General features: G+C 36.6%; 13 protein-coding genes. 8 read left to right on the top strand and 5 right to left on the bottom strand.

The window, feature by feature from the left end; genetic code table 11:
- Positions 1-45 precede the first annotated feature (45 nt).
- On the bottom strand, positions 46-978 hold the full coding sequence (locus ABD814_RS03425) for an AEC family transporter (RefSeq protein WP_344910346.1): 933 nt from the start codon (positions 976-978) through the stop codon (positions 46-48).
- A gap of 99 nt (positions 979-1,077) precedes the next feature.
- Between ABD814_RS03425 and ABD814_RS03420 the strand changes: the two genes are divergently transcribed.
- The 6 genes from ABD814_RS03420 to ABD814_RS03395 all read left to right on the top strand — a co-directional run bounded on the left by ABD814_RS03420 (position 1,078) and on the right by ABD814_RS03395 (position 6,795).
- On the top strand, positions 1,078-1,863 hold the full coding sequence (locus tag ABD814_RS03420; protein WP_344910345.1) for a Cof-type HAD-IIB family hydrolase: 786 nt from the start codon (positions 1,078-1,080) through the stop codon (positions 1,861-1,863).
- A gap of 36 nt (positions 1,864-1,899) precedes the next feature.
- Positions 1,900-2,757 carry a Cof-type HAD-IIB family hydrolase gene (locus ABD814_RS03415; RefSeq protein WP_344910344.1) on the top strand — a complete coding sequence of 286 codons (858 nt, stop codon included), beginning with the start codon at positions 1,900-1,902 and terminating at the stop codon, positions 2,755-2,757.
- A gap of 107 nt (positions 2,758-2,864) precedes the next feature.
- Positions 2,865-2,993, top strand: a complete 129-nt coding sequence (locus tag ABD814_RS03410; RefSeq protein WP_344910342.1) for a YjcZ family sporulation protein — start codon at positions 2,865-2,867, stop codon at positions 2,991-2,993.
- Positions 2,994-3,125: 132 nt separating this feature from the next.
- Positions 3,126-3,503: a response regulator gene (locus ABD814_RS03405; RefSeq protein ID WP_344910340.1), complete on the top strand. Its 378-nt coding sequence runs from the start codon at positions 3,126-3,128 to the stop codon at positions 3,501-3,503.
- Positions 3,504-3,783: 280 nt separating this feature from the next.
- The gene (pgmB, locus tag ABD814_RS03400; RefSeq protein ID WP_344910339.1) at positions 3,784-4,440 is read left to right on the top strand and encodes a beta-phosphoglucomutase; all 657 of its coding nucleotides are present in this window, start codon (positions 3,784-3,786) and stop codon (positions 4,438-4,440) included.
- A gap of 51 nt (positions 4,441-4,491) precedes the next feature.
- Complete coding sequence (locus tag ABD814_RS03395; RefSeq protein ID WP_344910338.1) at positions 4,492-6,795, top strand: glycoside hydrolase family 65 protein; 2,304 nt, start codon at positions 4,492-4,494, stop codon at positions 6,793-6,795.
- A gap of 41 nt (positions 6,796-6,836) precedes the next feature.
- Here ABD814_RS03395 and ABD814_RS03390 read toward each other — a convergent pair whose 3' ends face one another.
- Entirely contained in the window at positions 6,837-7,289 is a 453-nt protein-coding gene (locus ABD814_RS03390) for a Dps family protein (protein WP_344910337.1), read from the bottom strand.
- A gap of 990 nt (positions 7,290-8,279) precedes the next feature.
- On the opposite strand from ABD814_RS03390, the gene ABD814_RS03385 reads away from it, so the two are divergent.
- Entirely contained in the window at positions 8,280-8,627 is a 348-nt protein-coding gene (locus ABD814_RS03385; protein WP_344910336.1) for a thioredoxin family protein, read from the top strand.
- Between the two features lie 159 nt (positions 8,628-8,786).
- Here the strand turns inward: ABD814_RS03385 and ABD814_RS03380 are convergent, their stop codons facing one another.
- Positions 8,787-9,551 (bottom strand): helix-turn-helix transcriptional regulator, encoded by a 765-nt coding sequence (locus ABD814_RS03380; protein ID WP_344910335.1) that lies wholly within the window; start codon positions 9,549-9,551, stop codon positions 8,787-8,789.
- 88 nt (positions 9,552-9,639) lie between these two features.
- Here ABD814_RS03380 and ABD814_RS03375 point away from each other — a divergent pair, with 88 nt between their 5' ends.
- Positions 9,640-11,436 (top strand): family 43 glycosylhydrolase, encoded by a 1,797-nt coding sequence (locus tag ABD814_RS03375; protein WP_344910334.1) that lies wholly within the window; start codon positions 9,640-9,642, stop codon positions 11,434-11,436.
- Between the two features lie 327 nt (positions 11,437-11,763).
- Here the strand turns inward: ABD814_RS03375 and ABD814_RS03370 are convergent, their stop codons facing one another.
- On the bottom strand, positions 11,764-12,468 hold the full coding sequence (locus ABD814_RS03370; protein ID WP_344910333.1) for a CBS domain-containing protein: 705 nt from the start codon (positions 12,466-12,468) through the stop codon (positions 11,764-11,766).
- A 65-nt stretch (positions 12,469-12,533) separates the two neighbouring features.
- Positions 12,534-12,797 (bottom strand): hypothetical protein, encoded by a 264-nt coding sequence (locus tag ABD814_RS03365; RefSeq protein WP_344910332.1) that lies wholly within the window; start codon positions 12,795-12,797, stop codon positions 12,534-12,536.
- Positions 12,798-12,874: the final 77 nt, after the last annotated feature.

The raw sequence follows: 12,874 nt of genomic DNA, 5'->3' as shown, positions 1-12,874 counted from the left end.
ATTGATTGGTTATTTTTAATTGATTTGATGCGGTTTCTTAGCGGCTTATGGTGGGGCTGTGAATAATCTAGGTAATAAGTTAGTCAGCAACCAGATCACTAAAAAACTGAATAAAATCGTGACGTTTGTAACCATGACTACAAAACGACTATCGTAATTAAATTCCTCTGAATAAGGAATGACAGTTAATGGCAGTGGTAAGCTCAAACCAATTAGTAAAGTCATCCGAATCATATCTGACACTGGCAAAAAGAAAAAGATCAATAGCCCAATAATCAATGAAGTGCCGTATCTCGTAATCATCACTTTAATTAATCGTTTTAAATAACGACGATCAAAATTAAAGTTTAAATATAAACCTAATAACAATAAAGATAATGGCATATTAGCATTAGAAATAACCGACGCAGTTTCAACAACTAACGTTGGGATTTGAATCTGTAAAAATTTAATAATAAAAATAAATAAATAGACCATCAACGGAACTGAGTTAGTCAGCTTTTTTATTGCTGTGCCAAATTGAATCGGCTCATCTCGATCAATATAATAGCTTCCTAATAAATAAGTTAATCCAAAAACAATAAACGCATTACCTGCGTCTAGCATCCCAAAATATTTAATCCCTTCAGTCCCCCAAATTCCTTCCACTAAAGGGTACGCAAACAAACCGATATTCATACCTGGAACGATCATGATTAAAACACCTTTTGCTTTGTTCGGTTCTTTATTGAAGACGAAAATACCAACTGCTGCTAGGACAAGACCAAAAACGAAGCCTGCCAAGACAAGAATCATAAGTGATGGTTCAAAGACAAGATCGTGAAACGAAACAATAATTAAAGCAGGTAAAGTTAAATTAAAGATTAATCTTGAGATTGCTGACCCATCGGTTTCTTTCAACAAACCAATTTTCTTCAAAATGAAACCTAATAAAATAATGATGACTGACATGAAAAATTGCTGGTTAAATGCCGACAAAGATGTCCACCTCTTACTTTCTCTCTAGCTTGTAAATAACTCATTCACGAAAAATATGTTATAGTTTATCTTAGCACAAACCAACAAAAGGAGATACAAATGGCTACGGAAAAAATTTTATTTTTAGACATTGATGGGACAATTTTATTACCAGACCATACGATTCAAGCGTCAACGCTCGAGGCAATCAAACAAGTGACTGAACGTGGAATCAAGGTGTTTTTAGCAACAGGCAGACCACTACATGAAATCAATCAATTAAAAAATAAATTAAATATTCAGTCATGTATTGGATACAATGGTGCTTATGCAACTTATCAAGGCAAAGAAATTTATAATCGTCCAATGGATCCAAACCTTGTTGATCATTTTGTTCAAACTGCTGCAAAATCGAGTGAAGAATTGGTACTTTATCGAAACGATGCAAATTTATTCACCAATCTTGGGAAACCGTACACGATAAATTTCATCAATTATTTCGATTTAACCCTTAATGAACATTATCAAGAGGCTGATCGTAACAACATTTTAGGTGGAACGATTATGAATCTGAATAAAAAGAACTTGCAGCATTACCAAAAAAGTTCTTATTTTTTATCAGAAGTTAATGTTGATGGCCTAAGAGATTCTTATGACATCATTCAGAAAACAACGAATAAAGGTGAAGCAATCAACTATATTTTAAACAAGTTCAATCTTAAACCAGAGCAAGCAATCGCTTTTGGTGATGGCTTAAATGATCGTGAAATGCTCTCTACCGTTGGAAAAGGTTTTGCGATGGGAAATGCAAATCCTGATTTATTTCAATTTGCTAATTATAAAACAACCTCAGTTGAAGACAACGGGATCTATAATGGCTTAAAACAACTAGGATTAGTTAATTAGTACGGTACCTACTTTTGAAGATGGAGTGACAATAAAATGATAAAATTAATTGCGACTGATTTAGATGGGACACTATTAACGTCCAATGGAGAAATTAGCGAAAGAAACAGACAGGCGATTTTAGCAGCACAAAAACAAGGAATTGAAGTAATTGTTGCAACGGGGCGCTCATTTGAATCTGCCATTCGTCCTTTTGAAAAGGCAAAGCTTGTTTGTCCAATGATCTGTGTTAACGGCGCTGAAGCTTATCAAGCAGACCAAAAACAAATATTAGCAATTACGATGAGCAAAAAAATGATTGAAGAGATTATAGCTGTCACTTCTGAACAAGGTGCTTATCTAGAGCTTTACACGAATAAAGGGATTTACGCTCAGAAACAGTCTGATTTTTTTGAGCTGTTAAAGACATTAATTAAAATGAACCATCCAAACCTCTCAGAAGCCGAGATCAAAAAGCGTGTTAATCAAAGGTTTCAAGATGAGTCATTTATTTTCGTCGATGATTTTGAATCATTAATTAGTGACCCATCAATTGAAATTGTTAAAGCCTTAGCTTTTTCCTTTGATCAACAAAGATTAGAAAACATTAAAACAACTTTTGCTGAAGAACCTGAGCTAATCGTGACATCTTCTGGTCGAGATAACATTGAATTCAATCATCCAGATGCACAAAAAGGATTGGCCTTGAAAGCACATGCTGAAGCAACGAAGATTGATCAAACACAAGTTATGGCAATTGGCGATAATGACAATGACCTTTCTATGTTAAGTTATGCAGGAAAAAGCGTTGCAATGGCAAATGCAAAAGAATCAATCAAAGCAATTGCTGATCAGATCACAAGTTCTAACGATGAAGACGGTGTAGCATTAGTAATTGAAGAGATTTTACAATAATTTCATTAGTACGTCATCAGTTTCATTATTAATCTAGACAAATGCCCTAGCACTCACATTAGACTCGCATATATTACTGTATATTGAGTCTAAGGTGGTGAAATTTCATGTATGATTACGGATGTTGTTATCCACAGCCTGCCCCTGCTCCAGCTCCACAAGGGTTTGGCGGTGGCTTCGCCTTGATTGTTGTTTTGTTTATCTTACTAATAATTGTTGGCGCTTCTTTTTATTAAATGAACAATTGGTCAGTCTGTCGAGGACTGACCATATTTTACATACACTTGTTTGAGTCGTAAATATCGATTAATAAATTCGATTTCGTTATAATTAATATATAACCTTCAATGATGAGAGGAGCTAACCATATGTATACTGTACTCACCGTCGATGACTCTTCTTTCATGCGAACATGGATTAAGCGATTGTTAGCAAGTAATGATTTAATTACAACACTTGAAGCTGCAAGTGGTCTTGAAGCGATATTAACATATCGAAAAATGAAACCTGATCTCGTGATTTTGGATTACAATATGCCTGAACTAACAGGTTTGGAAGTGCTCAAGCGGATTAAGAAAATTGACCCTCAAGCTCGAGTAGTTATGTGCTCTTCACTTGGGACAAGCTTCAATGTCGAAAATTGTTTAGCGGCTGGTGCAATTGATTTTGTTATCAAACCTGAGTTCTCAGGTTTGGTAGAAATCGTTACTAAAACATTGAATATCAAATCTGAATCAAATTCGTAAATGAAACAATCGTTAATAACAGTTATTCTTTTTCAATAAGTCTTTGTGAATAAGCGATCAGACGGTCAATTTATTTACCTCAATCCCTTTTGATCATTTTTTCACAAAGTCTTCACTAATACTTAACTCAACAATGCTTCCACCCATTCTCTCTCCAATCCAATTTAAACAGTTTATCTTAATCTTAATATCTAAACAAATTTCACTAAAACGCTTTCTTTTTTGTTCAAGCTAGGTTAAAATAAAGACAGAAAACTTTGTGAAGGGGGTTGATTACTATATGAAAGAAAGGATTGCCGTTCTCTTTGACTTGGATGGAGTCATTGTCGATACAGCTAAACATCATTACCTTGCTTGGAAGCAACTAGCTGAAGAACTAGGTTTTAATTTTACAGTTGAAGATAATGAACGTCTCAAAGGTGTCAGTCGAATGGACTCATTGAATATTCTACTAGACATTGGCCAAGTCAAGGTAAGTGAGGCAGAGAAAGTAGAATTAGCAACTAGAAAAAATCGCCGATATGTTGAATCCATTTCACATATGGATGAAAGCGAAATATTACCTGGGGTATCAGTCTTTTTAGCTGAACTTAAAACAAATAATATTCCGTTCGCACTTGGCTCAGCAAGTAAAAATGCACCTTTAATTCTTGAAAAAATCGGATTATATCATGCGTTCGATGCAATTATTGATGGAAATTCAATTGTGAATGCTAAACCAGATCCAGAGGTATTTTTACTCGGTGCCGATGCACTTAACGTTGCTAAAGAAAATTGTGTTGTTTTTGAAGACGCTCAATCAGGGATTGAAGCTGGTAAGCGTGCAGGAATGAAAGTCGTTGCAGTTGGCGACCAAAGGATTTTAACCGGTGCGGATGATTATATTGAATCAATGGAAGACACGTCTTTATCTCGTATAAAAGACTTATTTTTTTAAATTCCAATGCAAACGGTTGCCCATATTTTGAAAATTCACAGGAGGTTTGAAATGAAAAAGTATTTAATAGAACATGAATGGTCGATCATCGAGGAAGGATTTGACCCAAATAATCATGAAGTTTCTGAAAGTGTCTTCAGCATAGGCAATGGCCACATGGGGCAGCGAGCCAACTTTGAGGAAACATATACAGGTGCCTCGCTTCAAGGGAGTTATATGGCAGGAGTTTACTATCCTGATAAAACTCGAGTCGGTTGGTGGAAAAACGGTTACCCAGAATACTTTGCAAAAGTACTCAATTCAACAAATTGGATTGGCTTGAAGATTGTGATTGATGGTGAAGAACTTGACCTCTACCAAACTAAAGTCTCCGAGTTTGTTCGGGAATTGAATATGAAAGAAGGCTATTTACAACGTACTTTCAAAGCTGAACTTCAAGATGGTAAACAACTGAAAGTTCAAGCGACACGTTTTGTTAGTATTGTTGACAAAGAAGTTGGCGCACTTAAATATGAAATTACACCATTAAATTTCAACGGAACGTTAACTACGACATCCTATTTAGATGGTGATATTAAGAACGAAGATGCGAACTACGACGAGAAATTCTGGGATCCTGTCAACACTTGGATCAAAGATAACCGGATGTCAGTCACATTAAAAACAAAAAAACTTGACTTCCATTTCTGTTCAACCGTTGAAACACAAATTTTCTCAAACGGAACTAAACTTGAACTTACTGGAACAGCAAAGGAAGCAATTAAGTATGCTAGCTTAGTTTATGATGTACCACTTACAGAAGGTGAATCAATCACGATTTACAAGTATGCCGCAAATGTAACGAATAGAGATTATGATACAGATCAGTTAGAAACCGTAAGTTCGACAGTTTTAGATCTGGCGGTCTCTAAAGGTTTTGATCAATTAAAACAAGAGCAAGCTAAAGGATGGGCAAATAAATGGCTTGATAGTGATATTGTGATTGAAGGCGATGTCGCTGCCCAGCAAGGGATTCGTTTCAATATTTTTCAACTGAATCAGACTTATACTGGTGAAGATGAGCGACTCAATATTGGTCCAAAAGGATTTACTGGTGAAAAATATGGTGGAAGTACCTACTGGGATACTGAAGCTTACTGTTTACCATTCTACCTTGCAACAGCAGATCAGAAGATTGCTCGAAACTTACTTGTTTATCGTCATAACCATTTAGAAAAAGCAAAGGAGAACGCCCGTAAATTAGGTTTTGAAAAAGGTGCCCTCTATCCGATGGTAACGATGAACGGTGAGGAATGTCATAATGAGTGGGAAATTACTTTTGAAGAAATTCACCGTAATGGGGCGATTGCGTACGCGATCTATAACTATGTCAATTATACTGGCGACAAATCGTACCTTGGCGAATATGGAATTGAAGTGTTAGCGGAAATTTCTCGCTTCTGGGAAGAGCGCGTTAACTACGTTCCTGCTAAAGATGTCTATATGATTCTAGGTGTTACAGGACCAAATGAGTACGACAATAACATTGATAACAATTGGTATACTAACCGAATCGCTAGTTGGACATTAGAATACACAATTGAAGTTCTTGATTACTTGAAAAAATCAGACTCTGTTTTATATCAAAAATGGATTGATAAGCTTGAGCTTAAAGATGAAGAGGTTAACCAGTGGAAAGACATCATTAAGAAAATGTATTACCCTATCGATGATGAACGAAATGTGTTTCTACAACAAGACAATTTCTTAAATAAAGAGTTGATACCTGTTGCTGAATTAGACAAAAAACATCTACCTTTAAATCAGAACTGGTCTTGGGATCGAATTTTACGTTCTTGTTTCATCAAGCAAGCAGACGTTTTACAAGGACTATATTTCTTAAATCATGAATTTGATCTTGATACAATTAAACGAAACTTTGATTTCTATGAGCCAATGACTGTACATGAATCATCGTTATCACCATGCGTTCATTCAATTTTAGCTTGTCAATTAGGTTACAAAGACAAAGCCTATGAAATGTATTTACGTACAGCTCGACTTGATTTAGATAATTATAATAACGATACTGAGGACGGTTGCCACACGACAAGTATGGCTGGTACGTGGATGTCAGTCGTGCAAGGTTTTGGTGGCATGAAAATCAAGGATAATCGACTGTACTTGAATCCATTTATCCCTGGTGAATGGCAATCATTTTCATTCAAGGTTGTTTTCCGCGGTGCTCGTTTGTTAGTTCAAGTTGATCAAGAAAAAGTAACAATTATAAACGAAACAACTACTTCAGTCGACCTAAGTGTCTACAACAACCAAACACAACTCGACGGAAAAGCAACAGTAGAAATCGCATTGTAAACATAATCAAACCCAGGATCATCTCCTGGGTTTGGTTTATATTATTTATCTAAATACGCTTTAAGCATCCACATATGTTTTTCTAAATCTGTTTTATAACCGATATATAAATCTTCTGACACTGGATCGCCAGCATCCCCTGCTAATTCGATCCCTTCTGTTGCATGGTCGACAATTTTTTCAAAATCATTTAAAACACTTTGAACCATCTCCGACTGACTCATTTCCTCAGTGTACGGTTTTTCTTTAATAATCGAATGATCGATAAATTCTTGTAATGTTGAGTACGGCTTCCCTTCAATCGTTAATAAGCGCTCTGCAAACTCATCGAAGTATTCATTAATTTGATCATAATATTCTTCAAAAGTTTCGTGTAGTGTAAAGAAGTGTTTTCCTTTTACATACCAGTGATATTGATGTAATTTTGTAAATAACACACCTTGAGTTGCAACTGCAACGTTTAAATGAGCTTTTAATGCTTTGTTATCTGCCATTTTTAATAACCTCCATAGATTTAGTTTTTCATCTCAATAGTTCGTCTTCCCTTTTCCAAGTAAAATAAACATCTTAAATTTGCAAAGGCTTAATCACCTCATTCAAATTAGTTTCAATATTACTTTATACTAATTATAATATAATAATTAGTATTGGTCAAGTTCAAAAGTCTAGTTAAATTCGTTTGATTCGAAGCAAGGTCCAGTATATTAGCTAAGCTAAAAGGAACCACTTTTATTGGGAAACTCGCATGAAGTGAAACTTCTACCACCCTGGGTTCTTCACTCCAACTTATAAGTCTTAGCTTCCTTCTAATTGATGAAGTGGCAGTCTTGTTGACAGTTGGACTACAATAAATGAGTCCTTTGACACTCTTACTACATTATTTTTTGTACTGATTCCATTATTATTAGCCATTTTTCTTAAATTAAACTGAAAAAAATGACGTATACTAAGTCAGTAGCATTGCATAAACTTTTCTTTTCTGAGTCAAGTCTTATCATTGTGGTTTGAGATAACGGATATTGATCGATCAATACAACCGCTTCGGGAAAATATTTCGCTTACCAGGCGTGCCTCGGGCGAACAGAACGTGGGTCAGTTAGACGTGGCCACACGTCGTGCGATCTTAGTCTAACATTCCCCAAAGTAGATCTTCGGCTCACACTTTCCCGATGGTGTCTTCATATTTCCCCCACACTAATGTCTGCTTTCCTACAGAATAAAATTTTTTTATAATTTAACGCAGGAAAGATACAATTTAGCAGATGAGAGATGTGTAGACTCCCACGGGAAAAGCAAGAGCTTGAGATCCACTTTGACAAGCGGTCTATGCTTGGCTAAGTTAGCTCAAGCCTTGCCCGTAGGAAAGCGAAACATCTCTCAGCTGCGAGTGTGATCCTCTCACTTAGAGCTAATCATAATGGTTTGATTTTTTTATTCGCTATGATATTGTCTGAGTGAGTAGCTATATCTAAGGAGGGTCTCGAGTGAAACCATTTCAAGAATTAACATCGATGGACGAAATTGATTCATTTATAACATCAAATCAACTGGCTTTTCTCTTTCTATCAAGACCAAATTGTAGTGTCTGTGTAAGTTTGTTACCACAGATTAAAACAGTGATGGAAACCTATCCATCCGTTAAAACAGCATATATTAACACTGAAGTCATCCCAGAAGTTGCAGGACGTTTTAGTATTTTCACAGTTCCTGTGTTAATTTTGTTTTTTGAGCGGAAAGAATACTTGCGTGAAGCACGAATTGTCCCAATCGCACCATTTAATGAAAAAATTAACCGCATCGTTCAAGGTGTCGAATCAGAAATCAATGATTGATTGAATCGAAAAGGCTAACGAAATTAACTCAATAGCCTTTTTTACTTGGGCAATATAATAGAATAAGTCAATTAATCAAGACCATATATCAATTTAATTCTCGCTAAAATCAAGTAGTATAAATATGTAGGTTGCCGTTCGTTAGCAAATCAAAATGACTTATGTTTTAATCGACGTGGATTGCCGATATTGTAATGGTGTTTGATTTGTTATTTTTTTAAATTGGCGATGAAAGTGTTCAATATTTTGATAGCCCGCCATTATTGCTACTTCATTAACCGATAAGTTTGAATTTAACAATTGATCTTGAGCGTAGTTAATTCGACGACTGATCACATCATTCATACAGGAGATATTAAATTTTTCTCGATAAATCGCTTGAAGATAACTCTGACTAATGTGCAGTTTTTCTGCCATTAACTTGACTGACCACTCTTTTTCGGGTGAATGATATATTTCCTTCCGGAGCTGAACAAGTTGGTGCTGGATCTTAATATTTTCTTCATCCTGGTCAAGTAATTTTTTAAACAAAACCGATAGCAGATGGTGTGTAATTTGATCTGATTCTTCATTTAATTCCGCATGTTCCCATGCCAATAACTTGATAATCTGACGGCAATATTCTGGGGCTTTCGGTGAAAATGGATGACCTTGAATTGGGAATGCTTCAACAAATGGTTCCGCTGAATCAAAGCGAATCCAATCATTTTCATAAACCGATTGACTTGCAGAATAGTAGATTTTTTTGTTTGGTGGAAACAGAACAGCTGAATAAGCTGGATACTCCTCTAACCGTCCGTTAACGAAAAAGTTAGCTGGCGTATGAGTCAACAAAAACAACCAGCAATCGTGCCCATTCGGTAAATCAAAAATAAACTTACTATCATGTTTTATGTCATAGCCGATGTAGCGAATCTGATTCATACTTCACCTCATTAACGTAAAATAATAGGAAAAATCAATCCTATTATAAAATAAATTCCAAAAATACACAAGGAAAGAAGGAATCGACATGTATAAACTACTTAATTATCAACGAGAAGAAAAACATACTGATCTCTATAGTGAGAAGCTCGCAAAGAGTATGCATTTAGCTATTCAGAAAGAGAATAAGCCTTTTGAAGCTTTAAATCAGAACTTTGGAATTCTATTCGCAAAGGCGTACGAAGCAGAAAACGAAGTCCTCCACCCGAAGCAGCTGGTAAACTCATGGTTATTGAACACAAAAGATGACCAATTCGTTGTTGTTGCGGTTCGCGTTAACCCAGACGGAAGCTCAGATGAGATTAGCAAGGGGAGTATTTTAGTATTTGAATCTAAGAACTTATTACAATATACCGAGCTACCGCTGTTGAAACTATCTGATCAAACAATTGTTGATCTAACTGCAAATTATGATGCCTCAATTGATCAATATGTGATCAACTGGCAAGAAACTGATGGCTCATGCTATCAAGTAACGGTAGCAGATTTCACCTCAGAAGTTGATTTAACAAATAAAAAAGCGATTGACCAATTACCCCTTGAAGATTTTACAGAGTTTACAACAGAGATTGAAGGTGTTATTCCACGTAATACAATTGAAATCTCGGACGAACTAGGCGATTATCTCGTGAAAAAATTAACGACGCCAGTCAATATCGAAATTAACTTACCTGAATCGATTGAAGTCTCGTCACTAGAACAATTAAATGCAGTGAAGGCAACAGCTGTTTATAGCGACGGCACAACTGCAACAAAGAAAATTGACTGGTTCGCGGATCAGGTTGATTTTGATCAACCTGGTGAGTATGAGGTAAAAGGTAAAGTACATCAAGACCATTATCCATTCCCAATCGCTTGGGATCGCGCAGACCCATGTATTGGCAAGTGGAACGGTAAATATTATTTCATCGCGACAAATGATGCTGATGGAAATAACAGCTTGTACATTAGAGAAGCAAATTCGATTCCTGAGCTTGTAACTGCTCAAGAAATTCGAATTTTAGATACACAACAATACCCAGAGTTTAAGAGCTTACTATGGGCACCAGAGTTCCATATCGTCAATGATCGATTCTATATTTTCCATGCCGGCTCATCTAATGGATTCGTAGAGCAAGCATGTCAAGTAATGGCACTTAAAGAAGGCGGAAATCCACTGATCAGAGAGGATTGGGAAAAACCAAAAATGGTTATCAAAATGGACGGCACACCATTAGTTGAAGCTGGAAAAGGCATTACACTCGATATGACAGTTATTCCTAACAAAGGGCGTTACTTTGCTTCATGGTCACAACGTCCACTTCAGCCTCATGATTTAGGTGCGTGGATTTGTTTTGCCGAAATTAACCCAGATGAACCATGGAAGCTGATCTCAGATGTAATTACGATCGCCAAACCAGATTATGGTTGGGATAATAACCATACACCTGTTGTTGAAGGCCCATACCCACTCATTCACGACGGGAAAATTTTCCTAACAATATCAGGTGCAGCAGTTGACAGCACATATGTTGTTGGCCTCTTAACAGCAGATGTTGATGCAGATTTATTAGATCCAGCAAGCTGGGTTAAAACAAACTATCCATTATTGACGTTAAACGATGTTGATGGCGAATATGGCCCCGGTCACAACGCATACGTGACTGACGACAATGGTGACGTTTGGAATACGTACCATGCCCGCCCCGGCCTAAATGAACCACGTAGTTCTGGGATTCGCCGTGTCCACTTTGATATCGACGGTTACCCTGTCCTTGCGTTAACTGAAGAAAAAGATTTAAACCCAGACCTAACAATCGTGACAGCAACAATTAAAATTAAATAATTTTTTAAATAAAAAACTCCGGTACGAGATCTTAGCTAACATCCCACACCGGAGTTTTATTGTAGTATTCTGACCCTTTTTTCTAAAATCTGTTGATTAATTGCTGGGCGCGCTTGCTTCCAGATTCTTTGGCAGAAAAGAACGATTAGAACCTATTCGTGCCCTCTTGTGTTAATTTTTCAACCGAGAGGGAACGATTAGCACCTATTCATACCCTCTTGAGCTAATTTTTCAGCAGAGAGGGAACGATTAGCGCCTATTCATACCCCCTTGAGCTAATTTTTCAGCAGAGGGGGAACGATTAATCGGCACTTACAAGTAGACGCATTATGGAACGCGAATTAAGTCACTCGGGGTTACCATACCTAGCAACTTTTGATTCGGCTTGCCATCTTCGGTAATTAAAAGCGCAGCGATACCTTCGTGCTTTTTAAACATATCTAACAATAGCTCCTCCGCTTGATATATATCCATTGACCGTGGAATAAAGCGATAATTTGGCTCAGCACCATTATCATCAATGAGTTTCATAATCGGTGTTTTCAACAACTCAGCAAAATCACCGTTCATATGATGTGCAATCCAATGCAAAACTGTTTTATCCGTTAAAAGACCAACAAATTGCTTACTCCGATAAACAGGAAATTGAGTAAACCTTGTCTCACGAATGACATTTAAAATTGTTTTCACAGTCAAATCTGCTTGCACAACTTTTAACGTTTTCGCAAAAGTCGGGATCACTAACTTCGGTGCAGTCATCTCAGCTGCAATTTTCTCAATCGCTTCTACAATCTCGATATGTGGATCTGCAATTGTGTAGTTAACCTCCGTTCGCTCATGAACGATCGCATTCCGCAACTCAGAATACTCAAGTAAATCATTGTGGTAACGATTCACAATCGCATCTTTCTTCCGCAAGCGTAGGACCGCCCGGAAAAATGGCACATAACTCGTATCATTTAACTGCTGATTAAAATACTTCTCAATTTTATTAAATGCAACAATAAAACGTTCTGCCCTCTCCACACACATCACCTCGAATTATTTGTTAACATTATAACTAAACGCGAGGCTTTTCTCAATTGAGAGCGCTTTATTTATAGTGTGAAATGATTGACTCTTTGGTCAAGCGTCTCAGCTAATTGTTTTAATTCGATCGCAGCATCAGATACTTTTTCAATTGATTGAACCGATTCCTCTGATGAAGCCGCTGATTCTTCGATACCCGCTGCTGATTCTTCTGAGAGGGAAGCAACTTCTTCAATTGAATGCTGAATATCATGACTTGAACCAACCATTTTATCTAAGTTTTCGACAATATTTTGTAAACTTTTAGATACATTAAGATAAGCTTGATTCATTTCATTCCTGCATTATTCATAACTTGATTTTTTATAGGTGATTTGCCCATTAAATTGCCAAAAGTGAATGCCAGTTA

This window comes from Amphibacillus indicireducens, from assembly GCF_039539605.1.
GTDB classification, from domain to species: Bacteria; Bacillota; Bacilli; order Bacillales; family Amphibacillaceae; genus Amphibacillus; species Amphibacillus indicireducens.
This window is presented reverse-complemented; position numbering and strand designations above follow the sequence as displayed.

Bases quoted from the DNA above. Each gene is read 5' to 3' on its own strand.
- pgmB (WP_344910339.1), top strand. From the start codon at position 3,784: ATGAAAGAAAGGATTGCCGTTCTCTTTGACTTGGATGGAGTCATTGTC.
- ABD814_RS03390 (WP_344910337.1), bottom strand. From the start codon at position 7,289: ATGGCAGATAACAAAGCATTAAAAGCTCATTTAAACGTTGCAGTTGCA.
- ABD814_RS03370 (WP_344910333.1), bottom strand. From the start codon at position 12,468: ATGTGTGTGGAGAGGGCAGAACGTTTTATTGTTGCATTTAATAAAATT.
- ABD814_RS03380 (WP_344910335.1), bottom strand. From the start codon at position 9,551: ATGAATCAGATTCGCTACATCGGCTATGACATAAAACATGATAGTAAG.
- ABD814_RS03410 (WP_344910342.1), top strand. From the start codon at position 2,865: ATGTATGATTACGGATGTTGTTATCCACAGCCTGCCCCTGCTCCAGCT.
- ABD814_RS03395 (WP_344910338.1), top strand. From the start codon at position 4,492: ATGAAAAAGTATTTAATAGAACATGAATGGTCGATCATCGAGGAAGGA.
- ABD814_RS03420 (WP_344910345.1), top strand. From the start codon at position 1,078: ATGGCTACGGAAAAAATTTTATTTTTAGACATTGATGGGACAATTTTA.
- ABD814_RS03365 (WP_344910332.1), bottom strand. From the start codon at position 12,797: ATGAATCAAGCTTATCTTAATGTATCTAAAAGTTTACAAAATATTGTC.
- ABD814_RS03375 (WP_344910334.1), top strand. From the start codon at position 9,640: ATGTATAAACTACTTAATTATCAACGAGAAGAAAAACATACTGATCTC.
- ABD814_RS03415 (WP_344910344.1), top strand. From the start codon at position 1,900: ATGATAAAATTAATTGCGACTGATTTAGATGGGACACTATTAACGTCC.
- ABD814_RS03405 (WP_344910340.1), top strand. From the start codon at position 3,126: ATGTATACTGTACTCACCGTCGATGACTCTTCTTTCATGCGAACATGG.